The organism is Flavisphingomonas formosensis (assembly GCF_009755815.1).
Classification (GTDB): Bacteria; Pseudomonadota; Alphaproteobacteria; order Sphingomonadales; family Sphingomonadaceae; genus Flavisphingomonas; species Flavisphingomonas formosensis.
The window spans coordinates 63,410-85,997 of the sequence record NZ_WRPK01000003.1 but is presented as its reverse complement, the minus strand read 5'-3'; the positions used below and the strand labels follow the sequence as shown (position 1 = coordinate 85,997).

Genomic DNA, 22,588 nt, shown 5'->3' with positions numbered 1-22,588 from the left:
CCCAGGAGAGCACGAGGGGGAAGAGCATCGCTCGCAACGTCGCTCTGCGAAATTTCATCTTCCACCGGCATCGCAATCGCTGAAGGCCGCCCCCATCTCGCAGGCTCAGCCGAAAGGGGAGAAAAATTCCATGCGCTACAAGCAGCTTGGCCGGACAGGTCTATTCGTCTCCGAAATCTGCCTCGGGACGATGACCTTCGGGGAAGCCGGAGGCGCCGGCATCTGGGGCGATATCGCCGATATCGATCAGAAAGCGGCGGACGCGATCGTCGGCCGTTCGCTGGCCGCGGGCGTCAATTTCATCGACACGGCGGACGTCTATTCCTTCGGCGCCTCCGAAGTTCTGCTCGGCCGGGCGCTGCGTAATCTCGGCGTGCCGCGCGCCGACGTGGTGCTGGCCACAAAAGTCACCAGCGCGATGAGCAACAAGCCCAATGATCGCGGCGCGTCGCGCGGGCACATCATGGACTCGGTCGCCAAGAGCCTGGAGCGGCTGCAGACCGATCATATCGACCTCTATCAGATCCACGCCAATGATCCGGTCACGCCGATCGAGGAGACGCTGCGCGCGCTCGACGATCTCGTTCGTCAGGGCATGGTCCGTTATGTCGGCGTCTCCAACTGGATGGCCTGGAAGATGGCCAAGGCGCTCGGCATGTCCGAACGGCTGGGCATCGCCCGTTTCGAGACCGTGCAAGCCTATTACAGCATCGCCGGACGTGATCTGGAGCGGGAGATCGTGCCGCTGCTCGAGGAAGAAAGGCTCGGGCTTATGGTCTGGTCTCCCCTCGCGGGCGGACTGCTGTCCGGCAAGTTCGGGCCAGGCGCAGCCGGCAATGGCGAGGGACGCCGCGCCAATTTCGATTTCCCGCCGGTCGATCTCGATCGCGCCTGGGTCTGCGTCGGCGCGATGCGCGAGGTCGCCGAAAAGCATGGCAGCACCGTCGCGACGGTTGCCCTCGCCTATGTGCTGGCCAAGCCATTCGTCACCAGCGTGATCATCGGCGCCAAGCGGATGGACCAGCTCGAGCAAAATCTCGATGCCGCCAAGCTCGCGCTGGATGCGGACGACATGGCGAAGCTCGACGGCGTGAGCGCCCTACCTGCGGAATATCCCGGCTGGATGCTCGAGCGCCAGGGCGGTCAGCGCGTGCCCGAACCGTTCACCGAAGCCTGAGCGGCGCTCATTCGCCTTCGCGCAGGGCGCCGTACCATTCATCGAGGCGCATGAGCTGATCGTAATCGGGAAAGGGCGCACGCTCCGGGTGGAGCTTGGCAACGAAGGCCTCCGTGCCGGTCAGCCAGCGCTCCACCGCCTGGGTGAGCTGGGCGGCTGCGAAATGGGTGAAATCCGCCGCGGCGATCGCCGCCTTTCCGCCGACCGGGCTCGACACATGGCCGAGCTTGCCGTCCTTGCCGCGCGCCAGCGACCAATATTCGAAAACGCCGGGCGTACCGGACTGGTCCTTGAAGCCGCCATGTTCCGCAATCAGGCCGAGCAGCCCGAGCTGCATGGAATAACCCGCCTCGATTTCCTTAGCGGAGGGAGCCTTGCCGGTCTTGTAGTCGACGATCGCGAGGCTTCCGTCCGGCAGGCGATCGATACGATCGACCTTGCCATAAAGCGTGATCCCGGCGACCTCCGCCTCGCCGAAAATCTCGGCGGTCGCCGGCACCCGCCCTCCGGCCAGATTGGCCTGCATTTCCGATGCCGCCCAGTCGATCGCCTCCAGCAGGCGCGGCGTCCACAGCGCGCGAAGCACAGGGTGCGCGGCGACCTCCGTCAGCATCGCCTCGGCGCGCGGACGCAAGCGTGCTGGATCGCATCCGTCCTCGCGCATCCACGCCTCGAAGACGGCATGCACCGCAGTTCCGCGCCACGCCGGCCCTGGATCGGCATCGACCGCTTCCCACGGCGCCAGGCCCAGCATGGTGCGCGCATAGAAAGCAAAAGGATCGGCCTTGAGCCTGTCCAGATCCGTGACCGCGATCCGCTGCGGGCGGGCGTCGCGCGGCGGACTGGGGTTCGGGCGACGGGCGGGCGCCAGCCGATCCGGCCGATCCAGCGCCTGCGTCCAACGAGCAAAGCGATGTGCCCGCGCCAGCCCGCCGGTCATTGCCTCCAGGCGCAACCAGAAGCGCGAGGCGATCGCCGGCGCGCGCGCATCGCGGCGCGCCCGCGTGATCACCAACTCCCGCGCACCGAGCGCGGTCGCAAAGTCGTGCGCGGCGAGGCCGATGCGCCGCTCCAAGCCGGGCAGGCCGAGATCCGCGCGGATGCGCGGCGCGAGCCATGGATCGGGGCTGGGCAAGGCAGGCCACGTGCCTTCGTTGAGGCCGCCGAGGATCATCAGATCGGCATGCTGCAGCCGCGCCTCGATCAAGCCCCAGATGAAGATACGCGGATGCTGCCCGCGCGGCGGGCGAACCGCCACCTCGTCCATCAATCCCTTGAGCAAGGGAGCGAGGCTCTCGATCTGATTGTATTCCGGACCGTCGGGCGCGGCCATTTGCAGCTCGGTCAGAAGGTCGCCAACGGCCCGGCCCGCCTGCTGGCTCCACGCCGCATCGCCGGCAAGCGCATCGGCGCCGTCGCGTAGCACCTGCAACTGGCCGGCAAGCGTCGGCTGACGGGCAGCCTCTCCCAGCTGCGCGAGCAGGGGAAGCGTCTCCTGCCAGAAGGCCAGGGCCGCACGCCGGTCCTTTGCCTGCCGGCCCTCTCCTCCGAGCAGATGCTGACGGATTCCTTCCAGCCCCGCGGCGGGGCGCGGGCCCCTCAACGCGCGGTCGAGCATACGCACGCCGGCCAGCCAGGTGCCACGTCCGTCCCCAGCCCGTACCAACGGATGCTTGAGCAGACTGAGCAGCGCGACTGGCGCAAAATCCTCGGCGACAGCTTCCGCAATGGCGAGCAATAATGTGCCGGACGCAGTGGTGGACAACGGCCGGCCGGCGCTGTCATCCGCCTCGATGCCCCAGCGCACGAGATGAGCGGCGACGCGCCGGGCGAGGCCGCGATCGGGCGTGACGAGCGCGACGGTGCGCTCCGGCGTTTCCAGAGCCTCGCGCATCGCCAGGGCAATCGCCTGCGCCTCCTCGGCAGGTGTCGCCAGTTCGAGGACATGCACGCCTGGCAGGCTGCGATCGGCGCGCGGCAAGGTCTGCCACCTGCCGGTGAATTCCGCCGGCGCCATGGCGTTGCGGATCGCCCGGGTTCGTGCGGCCGGCGCATCCCGTCCCCCGCCCCAGCGCCACCGCTGCACCTCGCCTCGGCCCACGCTCATCCGATCGAGCAGCAGCTTGAGTTGAAACTGGGGATGCGTCTCGATCGCACGGCGACGCTGGCCGCTGACCGGTTCGGGTTCATGCGGTCCGAGCGCGTCCCATTCCTCATCGGCCATGCCGATATCGAGCGCGGGCAATATGACGAGCCCGTTCGGCAGATCGGCAACAGCGCGCAGCAGACGGGCCACGGCGGGCGCCGCAGTGGTGATCCCGGCCGCAACCACGAAACCGTCGGGCGGCTCACGCAACCAACTCTGCGCAATCCGGTCGAGCAGCCGATTGCGGCGGTCGGCCAGTTCGATCCGGCCGAGCCGCGCCAGCTCCTCCGGCCAGCGATCGAGAATGATGCGAAGCAGGCCGAGCGAACGCTGCCAATGCTCGGTCAGTTCGGCGCCCACGACATCCTCGAGCCGGCGCAGAGGGATCTGCTCGACCAGCATCTGATCGAGGGTGCGGCCGAGATCCGCCGCGAGGCGCACCGCTTCCGCCGCGTCGACCGGTTCGCCGGCCGCCTGGCGCGCCTGCTGGACGAGCCGGGCGAGCAGCATGCGTCGCTGCAGCGGCGCGATCGCGGGCGGGATCGCGTCCGCTGCGTCGATCGTATCCAAAGCGCTGCCGATGCGATCATCCAGTTCCGGATCGCCGATCGGCACCAGCCTGGGCAAAAGCAGCCCGCCCTCCGCACGCCGAACGAAGGCGTTGGTGATCGCCAGCACCGCGCGGTTGTTCGGCAACAGGATCGTGCCACGCGCGAGACCGAGTGGCCCTCCACCGAAGCGCGCGAGCACACCGGCCGCCAGCGCGTCGGCGAAGGCGCGATGCGGCGGAATGGTGTAGACGGACGGCATATGTTCCTCAGGCTAGGCGAGGATCTTCGCCCGATCCAGCCCGGAGCCCTGTCAATTGTCGGCGAGCATCGACTCGGTCGCCTTGATCGCGCCGGGCGTGCCGACATCGAACCAGAGGCCCTGATGTACGACACCGAAGGCGCGGCCCTTCGCAATCGCCCGATCCCACAGGATGTTGGTCGAGAAAGCGCCCTCGGGCGCGTCCTCGAACAAGCGGTGCGAGACCAGCTGGATGCCGGTATAGACGAAGGGTGCGACACGCCCCGGCTTGCGCCGGGTGAGGCGCCCGAACGCATCCATGTGGAAATCCCCTGAACCCGTGTGGCAATTGGCCCGTGCCAGCGGAACGACCAGCAGCAGCGCATCCATCTCGACATCGTCCCAGCGGCTTGCCAGCAGGCGGAGCGCGTCGATCGGCCCGTCGACCCAGAAATTGTCGCTGTTGATTACTACGAAGGGATCGTCCGCAATCAGCGGCAATGCCTTGGCGACGCCACCGCCGGTTTCGAGCAAGTGGCCGCGCTCGTCGGAGACGGTAACCTCGATGTCCTGCACACGCGTGCGCAGGTGCGCCTCCAGCGCGTCGGCCAGATAATGGACGTTGACCACCACCTTGCGGATCCCCGCGGACCGAAGGCGATCGAACACATGGTCGAGCAATGGCTTGCCCGCCACTTCGACCAGTGGCTTGGGCCGGGTCGCGGTGAGCGGGCGCATACGCTTGCCCAGGCCGGCGCCCAGCACCATGGCGGTTTCCAGGGGCTTGCCGCCCGGATTGGGGCGGAGGGCAAGCGGCTTACTGTAGCGACTCATGCAGGCAGTGGCTCCCACGCGGCAGCGCGATACTTTCCAGGAATATTGGCGTCGAACCAGTCTCGCACCGGGGCGAGCGCGGGATGGATCAGGTCGCGCTCCAAATATCCCCAGACTCGCGGCTGATATTTGAGATAGCGCGGCTTTCCGTCCCGCTTCCAGAGACGGGTGAAGATACCGAGAATCTTGGCGTTGCGCTGGGCACCGAGCAGCGCATAAGCGGCATCATCGAACGGCATCGCGGCGCGATAGCGCGCGAGCATGACGGATTCGAGATCGGCCGGCACGTCCCGCCGCGCATCCTGCAGCAGCGAGACCAGATCATAGGCCGGATGGCCGGCAAGCGCGTCCTGGAAATCGAGCAGCCCCAGCCGATCGTCCTCCAGCAGCATGATGTTCTCGGCATGGTAATCGCGCAGCACGGTGACGGGCGCGATGGCACCGAGCGGCGCCAGTGCCGTATCCCATGCCGTGCGATAGGCCTCGGCATCGATTTTCAGATCCAGCGCCGGCGCATACCATTCGATGAACAGCCCTGCCTCTCGCTGATAGACCTCCCGGTCATAGGGCGGCAGATCGGCTGGCGCGGCGTGCTTGTGCAGCGCCGCGAGGAGATCGATCGCCTTTTCATAGACGGGACGTTCACGCGCGGGCTCGGCGGCGATCACCTCGGCCATGCGGGCATCGCCGAAATCCTCGAGCAGGACGAGGCCCTGCTCCAGATCGATCGCCAGGATCGCGGGCGGCGCGAAGCCGAGCGACGCGAGATGCCTCGCGACGGACAGAAACGGGCGCGGATCCTCGTGCGGCGGAGGCGCGTCCATCAGCACCGCCCGCCGGCCGGGCGCGACCACGCGAAAATAACGACGGAAGGAGGCGTCGCCCGCCAGAGGCAGGATTTCGGCGCCGGCCCATCCATGGGCGGCAAGAAAGCCAGGAGCGCTATCGGGCGGTATCATCATCGGGGCGGCCATCGCGCCTCCCATGACGCCGGCGCCTGCCAAGTCAAGCGCCGCACATCGTCCGGACCCGGTTCAAAACGCAGATGCAGCGTATCCGGCCACAATGGCGGCCCCAGTCGTTCCGGCCACTCGATGAGCAGCGCCGTATCCAGCCGGGCATCGTCCAACCCGAACTCCAGCGCGTCTTCGGGATTCTCGATCCTGTACAGATCGACATGCCAAATGGGAATTCGCACCTCGGGCGGCGCATAGGCCTGGACGATGGCGAAGCTCGGGCTCGGCGCCTCGCCGGGCAACCCTAGCGCGGCCAGCAGTCCGCGCGCGAAAGTGGTCTTGCCCGCGCCGAGATCGCCATGCAGCGCCACGGCGTCGCCGGGCTGCAGGACGGCAGCCAGCGCGGCTCCGGCCGCTTCAGTAGCGAGAGGATCGGCGAGCAGAAGCATGGCTGAGCCGCGTGCGAGCCCATGGCGTCGAGGTCAATGTGAAAATGGCGTCAAAGGCGGAAGCCATGTTCAGGCCGATCGTTTGCGCGGCAGGCGGATGATGGCGGTGGTGCCTACTCCCGGCTTGCTCTGCAGATCCAGCGTGCCGCCGTGCGCCGCGACGAATTGCCGGGTGAGCGGCAGGCCGAGGCCGAGCGCGGCGCGATGGCTGTCCTCCTCCGGGGAGACGCGGTGAAAACGATCGAAGGCGCGATCGCGCTGGCGCGGATCGATGCCGGGGCCATTGTCCGACACGATGATCCTCGCCTCCTGCTTGTCGCCTTCCGCGCAGAGCAGAACCCTGCCGCCCGCCGGCGTATAGGCGATGGCATTGCGCAGCAGATGGTCGACGGACTGGCGCAGCCGCCGCGAATCCCCGACCAGCGTGCCGACCGACTTTGCGATGTCCACCACCAGATCCAGCGGCTTGGCGCGCGCGCGGTCCCCCGCTTCCTGTCCCGCCTCGCTGACCAGCGCGGTGAGATCCACCTTCTCCTCGGCCATCGGCAGCGCGCCGGCCTCGCTCTGCGTCAGGTCGAGAATATCGTCGATCAGCGCGCCGAGCCGTGCCGACGCCTGGAGGATGAGATCGACATAATCCTTCGCCCGATCGTCGAGCGGCCCGCCATAGCCGCCGGACAGCATCTCGGCAAAGCCGCCGATCGAGGTGAGCGGCGTGCGCAGTTCATAGGACATGTTGGCGAGGAAGGCAGTCTTGACGCGATCGGCTTCCTCCAGTGCGTCGGTCCGCTCGCGCAGCGCCGCTTCGATCCGGCGGCTGTCGGTGATGTCGAGCATCGTGAACAGCGCATTGCCGTCCGGCAGCGGCACCACGGCGAATTCGAAATGGCGCCCGTCGGTCAGCGCGACGCGCCCGCCGCGCTGCTGCCGATCGACCGTGGCGATCCGAACCAATTCGCGGATGATGCTGGCGCGCGACGGATTGGCCAGCTTTTTCGCAACCACCTCGACGAGCGCGTCGACGCGTGGATGCGCCGCAAGCTCCTCTTCCTCGAAATTCCAGACATCGCGAAAACGGTTGTTCCACAGATGGAGGCGGCCGTCCGCGGCGAAGACGCCCACGGCCTCGAACAGATTGTCGAAAGTGGCGGTCCGCACGCGTAGCAGCGTATCGCGCGCCGAGGCGAGTTGCACCTGCTCGGTGCGATCCTCGAAGATCAGCAGCAGACCGCCGTCCGGCAAAGGCTGCGCCACGACGCGCAGGTGCAGCCCTCCGGGCAACAGCCAATTTTCCTCCATCGCATTCGACGTCGCGGTGAACCATCCTCGACGCTCGGCCTTCCAGCTTGGAAAATCTCGGCTTTCGGGGATGCGCCCGGTCTCGCGCATGCGTTCCAGCACGCGATCGAATTCGGGGCGGTCGCCGAGCCATTCGGGCTTGAGGGCGAACAGGCGGTGAAAGGCGTCGTTGGAGAAAACCAGGCCCCGATCTGCCGCGAACTGGGCAACACCAGCGGAAAGCCGGTCCAGCATGTCGCGCTGGGCGCGTGCAAAGCGGTTGAGATCCGACCGCGCGACCTCGAGATCCTCGACGTCGACGGCATAGCCCGCCACCCCCGCCCCCCCGAGCGGAACGTCCGCGATGCGGATCATCCGGCGCTCGCCCCGGATCGTGGCGGGCACGGTGTGGATCTCGCCATGCCCTCTCTCGCGCGCTTCGGCAGCCGTGGCAAGCGGCGTGCGCCCGTCAATGGCTTCTACCAGCTCGAGCCCGCGCGCGATCACATCCGCCGCGCTCTGCCCCTCCACCGCGTCCACATAGGATCGGTTGACGAGGCTGAGCCTAAGGTCGGGCCCGCGATGCCAGATCGGAAACGGTGCCTCCTCGATCACACGCGAGATCGCATCCAGCGCACGCGCAAGCCGCGCTTTCTCACCACGCAGATCCGCCATTTCCGCCTGCATGTCGGTGACGTCGAAGAACCACAGCAGCACGATGCCCGCACCGAGCTCGGCCTGCGGAGCCAGCCGACCGCGCACCATCAACACCCGATCGGAATTCTGGATATGCACCGGCCGGGTGAAGGCCCGTCCCGACCGCTGTGCCGTGGAAACCTCGCGAGACAATGCCGCCGCATCGTCGTCGACCAGGCCGAACGCCGGCCCGGCCAAATCTGTCAGGACGCGCGGTGCACGCGCGAGGCCGAGCCAGTCGGCCAGCCGGCCGTCCGCTTCCATTTTGCCATCCGACCCCACCATCGCCGAGGCAGCCGGCGCGCAGCCGAGAAGAGCCGAAAGCCGCAGCGCCTCCTGCGCCGCTCCGCGCGCATACATGGCACGGCGCAGGCCGAACACCACTGCGATCACCGCAGCGGCCGTCCAGAGCGCCAGAAAGATCGCGACGAGTGCTCCCGTCGTCCCATCGAGCGCGGTCATGCGAAAGGAAAAATCCGCCCGATCGCCATAATTCGTCCTACCCCTATTTCCACCGTCGGCGACCAGAGAATCCACCGCCCACTCGATCTGCAAGCGGAATATACCAAGCTGTCTCCAAAATTAACCTTTGCGGGGTAGACGACATATGCCAACACCGTGTTGCAGCAATGCAACACACCTCAACGAACTTGCCGATGGTCCACCATCGCCTTGAACTCGCAAGGTTAAAACGTATCGTCGAAGTACAGGTTTAGTTTGTGGTCGTGGGGGCGATCAAACTGGCCAGATAACAGGGGACATATGATGAATAAGGTACGCTTGTGCAGCGCTACCGCGTTGCGTTCACTCGCTATCGCAAGCCTTGCGGCACTGTCGGCAACCCCAGCGCTCGCTCAAGATACGTCCGCTCCGGTTGTGACGGGCAGCGAAACGACCTCTGACGAAACCATCGTCGTGACGGGCACACGGCTTGCCCGCCCCAATCTCGAATCTCCCGTTCCCGTAGTCACCGTCACCAGCGACCAGCTTTTCAACACGGGCAAAACGTCGATTGGCGATACGCTGAGTCGACTTCCGCAGTTGAACAGCACCGTAACCCAGGCGAATTCGACCAACTCACTCGGCACTACCGGCCTCAATCTGCTCGATTTGCGCGGCCTCGGCACACAGCGTACGCTGGTGCTGGTCAACGGCCGCCGGCATGTCGCGAGCGATATACTGCTGAATGCCGCTTCGCCCGATATCAATACGATTCCCCAGGATCTGATCGAGAGCGTGGATATCGTTACCGGCGCCAACTCGGCCGTATACGGCTCGGACGCTATTGCAGGTGTCGTCAATTTCAAGCTGAAGCGTAATTACGAAGGCCTGCAAATCCGCGGACAGGATGGTATCAGCAAATATGGCGATGACGGCGAAGCTTTCCTGAGCGCCTTGGGCGGCTTCAACTTTGGCGATGGGCGAGGCAACTTGACCTTCAGCGCCGAATATTCGCACCATGGATCCGCCTATGGTTCGGATCGACCATCCATAGCCAGGAACGGCCAGTGGGTAACGGTTGACGTCGACGAAACCTCCCCTTCGGATGGCGTTTTCGACACCAAATTCTACAACGGCGTCCGCTACCCCTATTACAACAACGGCGGCGATGTCGTGTTCTGCTGTAAGGCGGGACATGTATCCGACTCGAATCTTTTTACCTATCTTTTCAAGCCCGATGGCACACTCACGCCTCAGACCGGATACCTCACTGGTTCCGATCTGTTCGACACGCGCTACATCGGGGGAAACGGCTCGACGGGACGTGAAGACAAGCTACTCATCCTCCAGCCCATAGTGAATCGTTACAATTTCAACGTCATGGGCCATTATGATTTCAGCGACGCGTTCAAACCCTTCTTCGAAGCCAAATATGTTCGCATCGACAGCCGCGGGAGTACCGCTGGCCCCTTCTTCACCGGGCTTGGCACGCTCAATGACGCTCGCGAGGCATTCAACACCGCGAATCCCTATCTGACCACGCAAGCTCGCAATACGATCTTCCAGCTCAACGGCTTGAATCCCGCGACGGATGACGACTTCGACTTCGATTTCAGCCGAACGGTAACGGATTTTGGCGTTCGCGACGAAATCTCGCGTCGCCAGACCTACCGATTCGTAGCCGGAATCGACGGCGATCTCGGTAACAACTGGAAATATCAAGTTTCTGGGAACTACGGCGAATTCCGTGAACGAACCAAGGTGATCGGCAACGTCAATCTTCAGCGCTATCTGCTGGCGATCGACGCAGTCGACGAGGGCAAATATTTGACGGGCACAGCCAACGGCAACATCGTATGCCGTGCCACGATCGATCCTGCTGCCCGCATCGCCTACGGAAATGCCGACCCTGCCGTCGCAGCGGCAACTTTGGCAAACGACGTTGCCAACTGCGTTCCGGTCAACCTGTTCGGCGCGGGCAATGTCAGTCAGGCAGCGAAAAATTATATCCTGCAGAATACGACCGCTCGGGGCAAGATCACGCAGCTCGATTTCAACGGCTACATCTCAGGCGACACGAGCAAGTGGTTCGAATTGCCTGGCGGCCCCATCGCGCTCTCCGTCGGCGCCGAGTATCGGCGCGAGACTGCTTATTACAAGCAGGATGATATCGTCACGGCCGGCCTTACTTTCTATAATTCCATCCCGGAACTGAATCCGCCCTCCTTCGAAGTGACAGAAGGATTTGGAGAAATAAGCGCACCAATTCTCAAGGATCTTCCGTTCATTAAAGAGCTGACAATCAGCGGTGCCGGACGCGTTTCACATTACAAAGGCTCGACAGGAACGGTTTATGCTTACAATGGCACGGTCGAATGGGCGCCCGTTTCCGGAATTCGCTTCCGCGGCAACTATGGCCGCTCCGTCCGCGCACCGAATTTGGTGGAACTCTACTCGAAGCCCGGACAGAATTTCGCGCCCGGATTTGAAGATCCTTGTTCGCTGAACCAGATCCAGACCGGCACTCAATATCGGGCAGCCAATTGCCGAGCGGCTGGAATTCCGAGCGATTTCAACTATCAATACACCTCGTCCCTTCAGATCGTCTCCGGAGGCAACCGGGATCTGAAGGCGGAGAAATCCGATTCTTGGACACTCGGCGTGGTCATCCAGCCGAAGTTCATTCCGGGCCTGACTGCGTCCATCGATTATTACAACATCACCGTCAATGACGTGATCACCAGCCCGACGGCACAGCAGATCGCTAATGCCTGTTATGATCTGCAGAATCCGGACAACACATTCTGTTCGTTGTTCCAGCGCGCGGGAGCGGGCGGCGGCCCCCTAGGAGAGGAGCCATATCAAATTCTCGAGGGGTCATTGGAGCAGATCCTCCTCAACTATGCGAAGCTCAAGGTGCGCGGCCTCGATATCGACGTTGGCTACAGGCGGCACTTCGAAGGTATCGGCTTGTTCAACACCCGGTTCAACTGGACGCACTATCTTCAGAACGACCAGTTCTTTGATCCGACCAATCCAAAATATGCAAACCAGCTGATGTATGAGCTGCCATATCCCCGGGACAAATTCACCTGGGACGTGGACTTCAAGACCGGGCCGGTCACCTTCGGTTACACGATGCGCTATATCGGCAAGATGGTTCCGAACGAATATGAAGATTTCTTCAGCGTCCAGGGCCGTCCGCCTCAAAATCCAGACGCGTTCCCGATCCATTTCTATCCGGCTGTTTTCTACCACGACATCCGTACAGAAGTTGAGGTCAACAAAAACTATCTCTTTTATCTTGGCATCGATAACGTCACAAATCGGATGCCGCCTTACGGCCTTACGGGTGTCGGCGCAGGTAGCGGAATTTACGACAACGTAGGCCGATTCTTCTACGCAGGCTTCAAGGCCAACTTCTAGTCGCGCCTCTCGTCGGCCCCGGTGCTCGCTCCGAGCATCGGGGCTTTCGATCATTTTCAGCCAGAGATATAAGTCTAGCGATGACGGAAAACATCGCTGAAAGAGCCCGTCAACTCGCCGATCGGGGCCGCATTCAAGAAGCGCTAGCGTTGCTTGCAGGGGCCATCGTCACAGGTGATCGGGAGGCAATATTCCTGCTCGCGCTCTGGCGGTTGGCCGGACATCACGTCGGACGTGACCTATCCCTGGCTGACACACTTTTCCAACGCGCTGCAGATGCGGGGCATTTGCAGGCCAAAACCATCTCGCTCGCGTTCCGTGCCCACGGGGCGGGCGGAAGACGCGACTGGAGAGAGGCGATGCGGCGGCTCACCGCATTGTCTGCAGGAGACCCCGACGCCAAGCGGGAGCACGACCTGATCGAGGCGATGAATCTAGACGATCACGGCGACAGCCTCTCGTCAATCGCGGCGGGAACCATCAAGGCGTCGCCGGATATCATGATCTTCCGGCAACTGTTGACGCAGGAGGAATGCTATTTCCTCATTCGTCGCGCCACGCCCCTTTTCGCGCCAGCGACAGTCGTCGACCCTCGCAGCGGCTTTCGCATAGCGAATCCGATCCGGACTTCTGACGCAGCAAGCTTTCCCCTCTTACGAGAAAGTCCAGCGATCCACGCGCTAAATCGGCGTTTCGCGAGAATAAGCGGTACAGAAGTAGCGCAAGGCGAACCCTTGCAGATTTTGCGCTATGTGCGACGCCAAGAATATCGATTGCACTCTGATGCCCTGCCGCAGGGTCGCAATCAACGGAAGTGGACGCTCCTAGCCTATCTCAATTCCGGCTATGACGGCGGTGAAACCTATTTTCCGGAACTCGGCATCTCTTTTCGCGGAAACGCCGGAGACGCCATACTCTTTTGTAACGTCACACCCAACGGCCAACCGGAACAACGTATGATGCATGCGGGACTGCCGGTGAAAAGAGGATCCAAATACCTCGCATCGCGTTGGATTAGGGAAGCTCCGATCGATCTATCCGCAACCAGTTGAAATCCTGAGCCCTTCCCCTTTTGAGAGCTCTTCTAAGCTTAACTAACAATAAGGGCCTCCACCATTCCAGCGAAGGCCCCCATCGTTACATGCCGAAGTGATCAGTAGCGATAATGATCCGGCTTGAACGGCCCTTCGGTGGTCACGCCGATATAGGCCGCCTGCTTGGGGGTGAGCTTGGTCAGTTTCACGCCCAACTTCTCGAGGTGGAGCGCGGCCACCTTCTCGTCGAGATGCTTCGGCAGGACATAGACCTTGTTCTCATACTGCTCGGACTTGGTCCACAGCTCAATCTGGGCAAGCGTCTGGTTGGTGAAGCTGGACGACATCACGAAGCTCGGGTGGCCGGTGGCGCAGCCAAGGTTCACCAGGCGGCCCTTGGCGAGCACGATGATCTGCTTGCCGTCCGGGAATTCGACCAGGTCGGTGCCCGGCTTCACCTCGATCCACTTGTAGTTGGAAAGGGCCGCGATCTGGATCTCGCTGTCGAAGTGGCCGATATTGCAGACGATCGACATCGGTTTCATCGCCTTCATGTGATCGGCGGTGATCACGTCGGCGTTGCCGGTGGCGGTCACGAAGATGTCGGAGCGGGTGACCGCCTCCTCCATCGTCACCACCTCATAGCCCTCCATCGCCGCCTGCAGCGCGCAGATCGGGTCGATCTCGGTAACGAGCACGCGGGCGCCGCCGTTGCGCAGCGAAGCAGCCGAGCCCTTGCCCACGTCGCCGAAGCCGCAGACGGTCGCGACCTTGCCGGCCAACATCACGTCGGTGGCGCGGCGGATGGCGTCGACCAGCGATTCCTTGCAGCCATAGAGATTGTCGAACTTCGACTTGGTGACGCTGTCGTTGACGTTGATCGCCGGGAAAGGCAGTTCGCCGCGCTTGGCGATCTCGTACAGGCGATGGACGCCGGTGGTGGTCTCTTCCGAGACGCCCTTCAGATTTTTCACCGTCTCGGTGAGGTAGCCCGGATATTTCGCGATGAACGCCTTCAGCGCGCGCTGGAACTCGACTTCCTCGTCATTCTCCGGCTCGCCCATGGTCGCGCCGGCCTCGAGCTTGGCGCCCCACAGCGCGAACATGGTGGCGTCGCCGCCGTCGTCGAGGATCAGGTTCGCGGTGGTGCCGTCACCGCCGGCGCCCCAGTTGAAGATGTCGCCGACATAATCCCAATATTCCGCGAGCGTCTCGCCCTTCACGGCGAACACCGGAATGCCGGCGGCGGCGATGGCGGCGGCGGCATGGTCCTGCGTCGAGAAGATGTTGCAGGTCGCCCAGCGGACCTGCGCGCCGAGCGCGACCAGCGTCTCGATCAGCACCGCGGTCTGGATCGTCATATGCAGCGAGCCGGTGATCCGCGCGCCCTTCAGCGGCTGCGACGGGCCGAACTCCTGGCGGAGCGCCATCAGGCCCGGCATCTCCGTCTCGGCGATCTCGATCTCCCTGCGGCCGAACGCCGCGAGGCTGATGTCGTGAACGAGATAGTCGGTGAAATCGTCGGCAATGGCGGTAGCCATAGGAGCGCTCCTGATGGGTTTATCGCCGTCCGCATAGCCGCCGACCAACGGAAATGCAAATATAAAGATATCTTTATATCTCTCGCGGCACACGCTCCGCCGCGCCGACCTGTGCGCTCACGCCGTACCGGTCGTCGGTGCCAGCAGCCGGATGTCGATGCCGGCACCTGCGAAGCTCTTCGTCCAGCGCGCCGCCGCGGGGGCATCGAACACGATCGAATCGTCGCCCGGCGTCGCGAACCAGCCATGGCGGGTCATCTCCTCGTCGAGCTGGCCTTCGCCCCAGCCGGCATAGCCGAGCGCAGCGATCCAGCGGCTCGGGCCGTTCCCTTCCGCGATCGCGCGCAGAACGTCGACCGTACCGGTCAGCGCCCAGCGCGAGCCGACATGTATCGTATCTTCCCCGCCCCAATCGATGCCATGGAGGACGAAGCCCCGCGAGGGCTCGACCGGTCCGCCGATATGAATGGGCGCATCGGGTGCCACGCCAGGGTCGATATCGAGCTGACCGAGCAACCCGTGCAGGCCGAGGTCGGGAACGGTGCGGCCGATTCCGATTCCGAGCGCGCCATTCTCGTCATGGGCGCACATCGCGATGACCGCCCGTTCGAAGCGGGAATCACCGATTCCCGGCATGGCCAGCAGCAGTTGGCCGCAAAGATAGGCTGGTGCAGACATTCGCCTCGTTATACGGTGCAATGCAATATTAGATCCATTGCCGGGTGTACATGAAGCCTTCCGCGCCCGCCATAAGCGTCATCATCCCAGCCTATGGTTTGGCTCGTTACGTCGCGGAATCCTTATCCTCTCTGCAGGCCCAGAGCTTCGCCAATTGGGAAGCTGTGGTGGTGGACGATGGCGCTCCCGACGACGTGAAAGGCGCGCTCGCCCCGTTCTCGGCCGACCCTCGCGTCCGCCTTCTCCAGACCGACAATGGCGGCGTATCGGTCGCCCGCAACCGCGGTGTGGCCGCCGCACGCTCCGGGCTGATCGCCCTGCTCGACGGCGACGACATCTATGAGCCCAACTATCTCGAGAGGATGGTCGCGGCGCTGAAAGCGGATCCGGGGCTCGGCTTCGTCTGCTGCGATGCCACTTACTTCGGATCTCCGATACGGCTCGGACGCCTTTTCTCCGATTACTGTGCGCAGGAGACGCCAATCACGCTCGACAAGGTGCTGCGTCGCCGGTTCAACGTCTTCACCGCGGCGACCATCCGACGGACGGCGTTCGAAGCGGTCGGCGGCTACGACACGCTGCTGCGCACCGCCGAGGATTTCGATCTCTGGGTGCGCATGCTCGGCGCCGGCTGGTCTGCTGCCTATCTGCCCGAGCCGCTGGTGCGCTATCGCCGCCGGGCCGGATCGCTGTCCTCCGACACACTCGGCATGCTGCGCATGACCCGGATCGTCTACGAGAAGGCGGCCGAAGCCCTTCCCGAGCGGCCGGAGGCGGCGACCGCAACGGCGATGGCGGAACAGATAGGTCGGCAGATCCAATGGGAGGAAGGCGAATTGCTGATCCGGTCCGGCCAGGTCGCAGCAGGCCTGCGCCTGCTGGACAGCTCCGGCGTCGAGCGCCGCTCGCTACGCTGGCGGATCGCGATGCCGCTGATGCGTGCCCTTCCGTCCATCGCCAAGCCGATGCTCGATTATCGGCGCAGGCAATATGAGCAGCATTGAGCGTCGTAGCGAGTCGCACGGTTCAAATCGCCGCGCTGAGCCGCTAAGCGCACCTCTCCAGCCTGAATGGAGAGAGCCATGACGATCAAAGCCGGCGATCCGCTTCCTACCGCCACCTTCATGACGATGACAGAGAACGGCCCCGAGCCGGTCGAGTTCGACAGCTTCTTCAAGGGCAAGAAGGTCGCGCTATTCTCCGTACCGGGCGCGTTCACGCCCACCTGCTCCGCCAAGCATCTGCCGGGCTTCATCGAGAAAGCGGACGAGCTCAAGGCCAAGGGCATCGACGCCATCGCCTGCACTGCCGTCAACGACGTGTTCGTAATGGGCGCATGGGGCAAGAATGCCGGCACCGAGGGCAAGGTGACGATGCTCGCCGACGGCAATGGCGATTTCGCCAAGGCGGTGGGCCTCACCATGGATGGCAGCAAGTTCGGCATGGGCACGCGTGGCCAGCGCTACTCGCTGATCGTGGACGACGGCGTGGTGACGGAAGTGAATGTCGAGGCGCCGGGCGAGTTCAAGGTCAGCTCGGCCGATTATATGCTCGGGCAGCTCTGATTCGCGCCGAGCGGTAACGGGACGGGGCGTGGCCGATACGGCCGCACCCCGTTTTCCTTTTCGGGAGAGGCGGGATCAGGCAGCGCGGACGATCCGCTTCGGCGTCTCCTCCCCATAAAGCGTCGAGCGATTCCGGCCGCGGCGTTTCGAGAAATAAAGCGCCTGATCGGCCCGGCGCAGAATGTCGCCGATCGACTCGTCCTCATTTTCCCGCATCGCCACGCCGAAGCTTGCGGTCATTGCCTTGCCGGCGACGGCCGGACAGCGGCAGGCGGACAGCGACAGCCGCAGCGCTTCGATCTTCGCCATCGCCTCGCCACATCCGGTATCGGGCAGCACGATGGCGAACTCCTCTCCGCCGAGACGACCGAGCACATCCTGACCCCGCAACGCCTGGCGGCAATGATCGGCGAAAGCCTGCAGGGCGCGATCGCCGCCATCATGGCCATGGACATCGTTGATCGCCTTGAAGCGGTCGATGTCGGCAATGACCACCGCCAGCGGTTGCCGACGGCGGACGGCGCGGGCGAATTCGCCGGCCGCGGCGATCTCGAAGCCCCGACGGTTGGCGATGCCGGTCAGCGGATCGGTTGACGCCAGCTGGCGCATCTGGGTCGCCAGATCGTCCGCGACAAGGAAAGCGAGGAAAATGCCGACACAGGCATGAAGCGCGGGCAAGGCAAGCGCGCGCGTGTTGCTATAAACCTCCATCAATGCGGGATCGCCGGCTTGTCCCTGGGCGAGGCCGAACACGAAGCTCGCCGCCTCGATCGCTCCGAAGAGGCCGAGAACATAAACACCGGCGAGTTCGACTGCGGTCAGCCTGCGATCGACCTGCAACAGGCCGTGGACGCCCAGCGCGATCACGATCGCGGCATAGCCGGGTCCGACGCCGCGCTGCATACCGACATGGGGAGAGATCAGCGTCGCATAGCCGAGCACCACCATCGCCGCGATCCAGCCGGCGAAGAGCGGAACGAGCAGAAGCGGCGCGCCCACCCGTTGCCGGTGGCCGACGGTCAGGAACACCGCCGAAAGCATGCCGAGGCCGTTGGCCGAAAGCCAGAGCAACGGATGCCCCTCCTCCGGACGGACGCCGATCCGGATAGCGAACATCATCGTGGCACAGGCAAAACCGATGCTCCAAGTCACTGCATGCGGGGGCTTGCCGAAGCGCCGCCACGCGACCATCAACATCACGCTGGACATCGCGCTGATCAAAAACAGCGCCACCGCCAGATAGAGCGTCGGCTTCATCGGATCCCCACCCGTCCCACTCGATTGGACGAGCGTTTAATCCGAAATGGTTAACAGCTTTTACTCCCTCGTTCGGATAGCCATGCCCGCACGGCTCCTCACCAGCCGCATGTGCGGCCCTTGTTCTGCTCTTCGAGCCACGCCGTCAGCGGTGCGAAATAGGCGAGCATCGCCGATGCATCCATCTCGCGGCTGCCGGTGAATGCCTCCAGCGCCTCTGGCCATGGCTTGGACTGCCCCATGGCGAGCATCGCGTTCAGCTTCGCGCCGACCTCCTTGTTGCCGTAGAAGGAGCAGCGGTGCAGCGGCCCCTTCCAGCCCGCCATGTCGCACGCCGCCTTGTAGAACTGGAACTGCAGGATGCGAGCGAGGAAGTAGCGCGCATAGGGCGTGTTGCCGGGAATGTGGAATTTGGCGCCGGGATCGAAGGCATCGTCGGGACGGTCCGCCGGCGGCTCTATGCCCTGATATTGGAGGCGCAGCGCCGTCCAGGCATTGTTATAGTCCTGCGGCCTGATCGATCCGTTGAACACGCCCCAGCGCCATTTGTCCATGAGCAGGCCGAACGGCAGGAAGGCGACCTTGTCCATGGCCTGGCGCAGCAACAGGCCGATATCCTTGTCCTCGCTCGGCACCTTCGATGGATCGAGCAGGCCGATCTGGACGAGATAGTCCGGCGTGATCGACAAGGCGATGAAATCGCCGATCGCTTCGTGGAAGCCGTCGTTTGCGCCATTCTTATAGAGATAGGGCTGCCTATTATAGGCGCGCTGATAGAAATTGTGACCGAGCTCGTGATGGACGGTCACGAAATCGTCCGAGACGACCTTGGTGCACATCTTGATACGCAGATCGTCAATATTGTCGATGTCCCAGGCGGATGCATGGCAGACCACCTCGCGATCGGCCGGCTTCACGATCTGCGAGCGCTGCCAGAAACTGTCCGGCAGCGGTGCGAAGCCGAGCGAGGTGTAGAAGCCCTCCCCCGCCTTCACCATCTTGACCGGATCATAATTGTTGGCGCGCAGCAGATCGCCGATGTCGTAGCCGATCGCCCCCGCGCCCTTGGGCGCGACAATATCGTAGATGTTGCCCCATTCCTGCGCCCACATATTGCCGAGCAGATCGGCCCGGATCGGACCCGTCGGCTTCTGCACGGAGGCGCCGTACTTGGCGCTGAGCTTGGCGCGCGTGTAGCAATGGAGCTGCTCGTAAAGCGGGCGCACCTGCGTCCACAGCCTGTCCATCAGCCGCGCAAATTCCTCCGGCGGCATATCGTAGCCGGAACGCCACATCGCGCCGACATCCTTGTAGCCAAGCTCGACGGCGCCCTTGTTGGCGATCTGGACCATGCGGACATAGTCCTGCTTCATCGGCTTGCCGACGCCGTCGTGCCAGCTCGTCCACATCTCCTTGAGTTCGGCAGGATTGCGATCGCTGCCCATCGCCGCCTCGATATCCGAGCCGCCGATCTCCTTGCCCTTCAGCGTACCGCGCCCCTTGCCATAGGTGGAGGTGAGCCGGGTGGTTATCTTGCTCAGCTCGTCGGCCGCGCCGGGCGTGTCCGGCGCCGGCAGCACGACGCCAAGCTTCAGCAGGCCCAGCTTGCGACGCGTATCCTCGGATAGATTCTTCGCATCGTCGAAACGCGCCGCCTCCTTGGCGAGGCGCACGCCGAGCTCGGTGCTGCGCGCGCCGAATTCCGCCGCGATCGCATCGGTATCGTCGGTAATGTAGGTTTCGTTGATCCACTGCGCGCGCGCATTCAGGACGGAATCGGCGGCAAGCTGCTTTTCCGCGTCGGCGACGAAGCTGTCGGCATCGGGTTTGGCTTGGCCGGCGCTATCCTTCTTGCCCAGCGCCGGCGCGCCGGCGAGCAGCAGCGCGGCCAGCGCCAACGCGGATACGGTGGATCTCATCGGGCTTCCCCTGCATCGTTCTCGATTGCGGGAACAGTGCGTCCGGAAAAGGGATGCGGTCAATCCTTCACCGGAGCGGAATGACGGGTCAACTTGCCGGCGTCACGCTCCTAGGTTGCGAGGAAATCCGCGATGGCCTGGCCCAGCTCCGGTTTCATCACCGCGCTCATATGATTGCCGGGAATCTCTATCGCGCGGCCCTGGGGCAGCAGCGCGGCCAGATCCCGTATCGATCCATTGTCGTCGTCGTCGACGCCGGCCAGCGCCAGCACGGGCAGATCGATGCCGCGCAGTTCCTCCTCGCTGCTGTCCACAAACGTATCGAGGATGCGCAGCAATGCGACGGGATCGCCCTGGGTGGTCTTGAGAAAGGCCTCGGTCATCCACTCGCTCGAGCCGCGCTCGAAGCTGCCGAGGCCGGTCAGCACGCGGCGAAAGAAGCCGCCCCGCCCCGCGGTGTGCAGCAGGCCGGCGAGGCCCATGCCGGCCAGCACGGCACGGCGCGGCCGCGCTCCGCGCACCAGCATGCGCGCGCTCGTCCGCGCACCGAGCGAATAGCCGCCGAGATCATAGTCGGCGAGGCCGAGATGGTCGATCAGGGCGAAGCCATCATCAGCCAGCACGTCGGGCGGATAAAATGCCGGATCATGAGGCTTGGCGCTGTCGCCATGCGCCCTGAGATCCGGCATGATCACGCGAAAGCCCCGCGCCGCGATCGCCGCGGCATGGCCGTAGCGGATCCAGTTCGTATAGGCGTTCGAGAAATAGCCGTGGATGAGGATCAACGGCCGGCCCGCGCCCGTCTCGCGCCAAGCGAGGTCGACGCCATGCGACTGGAAATGATGGACGGGCAGATCAGTCGGGGAGTTTGCCAATGGCTTTCATCCAGCGTTCGACAGTGGCGGGGCTATCCTCCAGCCGATAGCCGGGCAGCGCGCTGGTATCCAGCCATTGATCCAGCCGGGTCTCGATGCCGAAATGGTGGCGCGGCACGAAGCGGCGCGGATCGTCGAAGGTGGCGACGTTGAGATCCATCGTCTCACTATCGTCATAGGCAAAGCCCAGCGGCGTGCCGCAGCGCGAACAGAAGGGCCGCTTGGCGATCGGCGAGGAGGCATACCAGCCCGGCTCGCCGTCCCAGACCACATCGGCGCGTGGCACTGTCTTGAACGCGATCGAGACATTGCCAGCGGCGCGCTGACACATGCGGCAATGGCAGAGATAGGCGTCGTCGTCGGCGATACCGACGGAATAGCGCACCGCGCCGCACTGGCACCCGCCCGTCATCCTGTCGCTCATCAGCCTTCTCCTCGAAGCATGCGCCGCCAACCGGCGAGATCCTCAGGTTGCTTCTCCAGGGCGGGAACCGCCGGATCCAGCACCACCCAAGGCTGTTTGCGCGAGACCCAGATATGCGCGACGGGCCGCAGCCAGCCGGTATCATCGAGCGAACCGCCCTTCACCGTAACCCGATCGGGGGTGACCGACGAGACATGATAAAGCCGGCTGCCGCAATTCGGACAGAAGAAGCAGCTCGTGCGGCCGCCGCCGTCGCTTACCCGCTCCCATCGGGCCGTCACTCCGGCCACCTCGAAATCCCTGCCGCGCACCGGTAGGGACAATCCGAAGCCGCTGGCCGACTGTTTCTGGCACTCACGGCAATGGCAGGCATAGACGGGTGGCCGCCGACCGGCGATCCGGTAGCGCACCGCACCGCACTGGCACCCGCCTTCGAGCGTTTCGCTCATCCGTGCCGTCCTTTCGAGCGCAGCCCCAGCGCCTGCCATCCGATGGCCAGCGTCGCGCCGAGGATCGCGATCGCCATGTCCTTCTGGCTGTCCCACATGTCGCCCTGCTGGCCATTATATTCGTCCGCCATCCCCGGCGCGACGAGCATGGTGAGCAGCCATTCGAATATCTCGTAGAGCGCGCTCACCGCGCCCACGAACAGCCACGCCGTCCAAAGCGCGGCGCGCGGCCTCATGCCGGCGTGGCGGCGCATCGCCTCGGCCACTGGCGGGACGAAGAGCAGACCGAAGCCGAGATGGACCAGACGATCATATTGGTTGCGCCCGAAGCCGAACGTGCCGGTGATGTCATGGCCGGTAAGCGCCATCGCCCAGCGATCATAGGGCAGGTTGCTGTAGGTGTAGCGCCCACCCAGCGTGTGCAGCAGGAAGAACAGAAGCAGGCAGAGGACGGAGCGGTCCGACAGCGGCCAGCGCCGGAGCAGCAACGGCGCGGCGAGGATCAGCAGCACGGTAGGAACATGCTGCAACGGCGCGATGTCCGGAAAGGGCTGAGCGACGTTGGCGAGCGCCACCGCCGCGGCGAGCAACAGGATCATCGCGAGCTGGCGACGGGGCAGCGCCAGCCAGCTGCGAAGACCGGTGATCATCGCC

At 64.0% G+C, this 22,588-nt stretch carries 18 protein-coding genes; 5 read left to right on the top strand and 13 right to left on the bottom strand.

Features of this window, described 5'->3' with window-relative positions:
• Nucleotides 1-130: 130 nt before the first annotated feature.
• Nucleotides 131-1,177 (top strand): aldo/keto reductase, encoded by a 1,047-nt coding sequence (locus tag GQY20_RS09840; RefSeq protein ID WP_157216918.1) that lies wholly within the window; start codon nt 131-133, stop codon nt 1,175-1,177.
• 7 nt (nt 1,178-1,184) lie between these two features.
• Here GQY20_RS09840 and addB read toward each other — a convergent pair whose 3' ends face one another.
• The 5 genes from addB to GQY20_RS09815 form a co-directional block, all read right to left on the bottom strand.
• On the bottom strand, nt 1,185-4,133 hold the full coding sequence (gene addB, locus GQY20_RS09835) for a double-strand break repair protein AddB (RefSeq protein WP_157216917.1): 2,949 nt from the start codon (nt 4,131-4,133) through the stop codon (nt 1,185-1,187).
• A 51-nt stretch (nt 4,134-4,184) separates the two neighbouring features.
• Entirely contained in the window at nt 4,185-4,946 is a 762-nt protein-coding gene (locus tag GQY20_RS09830; RefSeq protein ID WP_157216916.1) for a nucleotidyltransferase family protein, read from the bottom strand.
• Nucleotides 4,943-5,905, bottom strand: a complete 963-nt coding sequence (locus GQY20_RS09825; RefSeq protein WP_157217312.1) for an aminoglycoside phosphotransferase family protein — start codon at nt 5,903-5,905, stop codon at nt 4,943-4,945. The genes GQY20_RS09830 and GQY20_RS09825 overlap by 4 nt, the downstream gene beginning before the upstream one ends.
• Nucleotides 5,905-6,351 carry a tRNA (adenosine(37)-N6)-threonylcarbamoyltransferase complex ATPase subunit type 1 TsaE gene (gene tsaE / locus GQY20_RS09820; protein WP_157216915.1) on the bottom strand — a complete coding sequence of 149 codons (447 nt, stop codon included), beginning with the start codon at nt 6,349-6,351 and terminating at the stop codon, nt 5,905-5,907. The genes GQY20_RS09825 and tsaE overlap by 1 nt, the downstream gene beginning before the upstream one ends.
• A gap of 69 nt (nt 6,352-6,420) precedes the next feature.
• Nucleotides 6,421-8,787 (bottom strand): sensor histidine kinase, encoded by a 2,367-nt coding sequence (locus tag GQY20_RS09815; RefSeq protein WP_157216914.1) that lies wholly within the window; start codon nt 8,785-8,787, stop codon nt 6,421-6,423.
• 303 nt (nt 8,788-9,090) lie between these two features.
• Between GQY20_RS09815 and GQY20_RS09810 the strand changes: the two genes are divergently transcribed.
• Together GQY20_RS09810 and GQY20_RS09805 are read left to right on the top strand one after the other, a co-directional pair.
• Complete coding sequence (locus tag GQY20_RS09810) at nt 9,091-12,192, top strand: TonB-dependent receptor domain-containing protein (RefSeq protein ID WP_157217311.1); 3,102 nt, start codon at nt 9,091-9,093, stop codon at nt 12,190-12,192.
• Nucleotides 12,193-12,272: 80 nt separating this feature from the next.
• Nucleotides 12,273-13,244, top strand: a complete 972-nt coding sequence (locus GQY20_RS09805) for a 2OG-Fe(II) oxygenase (RefSeq protein ID WP_157216913.1) — start codon at nt 12,273-12,275, stop codon at nt 13,242-13,244.
• 101 nt (nt 13,245-13,345) lie between these two features.
• On the opposite strand, the gene ahcY is transcribed toward GQY20_RS09805, so the two are convergent.
• On the bottom strand, nt 13,346-14,767 hold the full coding sequence (gene ahcY, locus GQY20_RS09800) for an adenosylhomocysteinase (RefSeq protein ID WP_157216912.1): 1,422 nt from the start codon (nt 14,765-14,767) through the stop codon (nt 13,346-13,348).
• Nucleotides 14,768-14,884: 117 nt separating this feature from the next.
• The gene (locus tag GQY20_RS09795) at nt 14,885-15,445 is read right to left on the bottom strand and encodes a YqgE/AlgH family protein (protein ID WP_157216911.1); all 561 of its coding nucleotides are present in this window, start codon (nt 15,443-15,445) and stop codon (nt 14,885-14,887) included.
• 50 nt (nt 15,446-15,495) lie between these two features.
• Here GQY20_RS09795 and GQY20_RS09790 point away from each other — a divergent pair, with 50 nt between their 5' ends.
• The gene (locus GQY20_RS09790; protein WP_157216910.1) at nt 15,496-16,449 is read left to right on the top strand and encodes a glycosyltransferase family 2 protein; all 954 of its coding nucleotides are present in this window, start codon (nt 15,496-15,498) and stop codon (nt 16,447-16,449) included.
• A gap of 78 nt (nt 16,450-16,527) precedes the next feature.
• Nucleotides 16,528-17,010, top strand: coding sequence for a peroxiredoxin (locus GQY20_RS09785; protein WP_157216909.1), 483 nt, complete (start codon nt 16,528-16,530; stop codon nt 17,008-17,010).
• Nucleotides 17,011-17,085: 75 nt separating this feature from the next.
• Here GQY20_RS09785 and GQY20_RS09780 read toward each other — a convergent pair whose 3' ends face one another.
• The 6 genes from GQY20_RS09780 to GQY20_RS09755 form a co-directional block, all read right to left on the bottom strand.
• Entirely contained in the window at nt 17,086-18,267 is a 1,182-nt protein-coding gene (locus GQY20_RS09780; RefSeq protein WP_157216908.1) for a GGDEF domain-containing protein, read from the bottom strand.
• Between the two features lie 98 nt (nt 18,268-18,365).
• Nucleotides 18,366-20,186: a M2 family metallopeptidase gene (locus tag GQY20_RS09775; protein WP_157216907.1), complete on the bottom strand. Its 1,821-nt coding sequence runs from the start codon at nt 20,184-20,186 to the stop codon at nt 18,366-18,368.
• A gap of 110 nt (nt 20,187-20,296) precedes the next feature.
• The gene (locus GQY20_RS09770) at nt 20,297-21,061 is read right to left on the bottom strand and encodes an alpha/beta fold hydrolase (protein WP_157216906.1); all 765 of its coding nucleotides are present in this window, start codon (nt 21,059-21,061) and stop codon (nt 20,297-20,299) included.
• The gene (locus GQY20_RS09765; RefSeq protein WP_157216905.1) at nt 21,042-21,485 is read right to left on the bottom strand and encodes a GFA family protein; all 444 of its coding nucleotides are present in this window, start codon (nt 21,483-21,485) and stop codon (nt 21,042-21,044) included. Before GQY20_RS09765 ends, GQY20_RS09770 begins: the two co-directional genes overlap by 20 nt.
• A complete protein-coding gene (locus GQY20_RS09760) occupies nt 21,485-21,934 on the bottom strand; it encodes a GFA family protein (protein WP_157216904.1) in 450 nt (149 codons plus the stop codon). The genes GQY20_RS09765 and GQY20_RS09760 overlap by 1 nt, the downstream gene beginning before the upstream one ends.
• Nucleotides 21,931-22,584 (bottom strand): DUF2238 domain-containing protein, encoded by a 654-nt coding sequence (locus GQY20_RS09755; RefSeq protein WP_157216903.1) that lies wholly within the window; start codon nt 22,582-22,584, stop codon nt 21,931-21,933. Before GQY20_RS09755 ends, GQY20_RS09760 begins: the two co-directional genes overlap by 4 nt.
• Between the last annotated feature and the right edge of the window lie 4 nt (nt 22,585-22,588).

Bases quoted from the DNA above. Each gene is read 5' to 3' on its own strand.
- GQY20_RS09840 (WP_157216918.1), top strand. From the start codon at position 131: ATGCGCTACAAGCAGCTTGGCCGGACAGGTCTATTCGTCTCCGAAATC.
- tsaE (WP_157216915.1), bottom strand. From the start codon at position 6,351: ATGCTTCTGCTCGCCGATCCTCTCGCTACTGAAGCGGCCGGAGCCGCG.
- GQY20_RS09790 (WP_157216910.1), top strand. From the start codon at position 15,496: ATGAAGCCTTCCGCGCCCGCCATAAGCGTCATCATCCCAGCCTATGGT.
- GQY20_RS09825 (WP_157217312.1), bottom strand. From the start codon at position 5,905: ATGATACCGCCCGATAGCGCTCCTGGCTTTCTTGCCGCCCATGGATGG.
- GQY20_RS09755 (WP_157216903.1), bottom strand. From the start codon at position 22,584: ATGATCACCGGTCTTCGCAGCTGGCTGGCGCTGCCCCGTCGCCAGCTC.
- GQY20_RS09780 (WP_157216908.1), bottom strand. From the start codon at position 18,267: ATGAAGCCGACGCTCTATCTGGCGGTGGCGCTGTTTTTGATCAGCGCG.
- GQY20_RS09760 (WP_157216904.1), bottom strand. From the start codon at position 21,934: ATGAGCGAAACGCTCGAAGGCGGGTGCCAGTGCGGTGCGGTGCGCTAC.
- ahcY (WP_157216912.1), bottom strand. From the start codon at position 14,767: ATGGCTACCGCCATTGCCGACGATTTCACCGACTATCTCGTTCACGAC.
- GQY20_RS09830 (WP_157216916.1), bottom strand. From the start codon at position 4,946: ATGAGTCGCTACAGTAAGCCGCTTGCCCTCCGCCCCAATCCGGGCGGC.
- GQY20_RS09805 (WP_157216913.1), top strand. From the start codon at position 12,273: ATGACGGAAAACATCGCTGAAAGAGCCCGTCAACTCGCCGATCGGGGC.
- GQY20_RS09815 (WP_157216914.1), bottom strand. From the start codon at position 8,787: ATGACCGCGCTCGATGGGACGACGGGAGCACTCGTCGCGATCTTTCTG.
- GQY20_RS09795 (WP_157216911.1), bottom strand. From the start codon at position 15,445: ATGTCTGCACCAGCCTATCTTTGCGGCCAACTGCTGCTGGCCATGCCG.
- GQY20_RS09810 (WP_157217311.1), top strand. From the start codon at position 9,091: ATGAATAAGGTACGCTTGTGCAGCGCTACCGCGTTGCGTTCACTCGCT.
- GQY20_RS09765 (WP_157216905.1), bottom strand. From the start codon at position 21,485: ATGAGCGACAGGATGACGGGCGGGTGCCAGTGCGGCGCGGTGCGCTAT.
- GQY20_RS09775 (WP_157216907.1), bottom strand. From the start codon at position 20,186: ATGAGATCCACCGTATCCGCGTTGGCGCTGGCCGCGCTGCTGCTCGCC.
- addB (WP_157216917.1), bottom strand. From the start codon at position 4,133: ATGCCGTCCGTCTACACCATTCCGCCGCATCGCGCCTTCGCCGACGCG.
- GQY20_RS09785 (WP_157216909.1), top strand. From the start codon at position 16,528: ATGACGATCAAAGCCGGCGATCCGCTTCCTACCGCCACCTTCATGACG.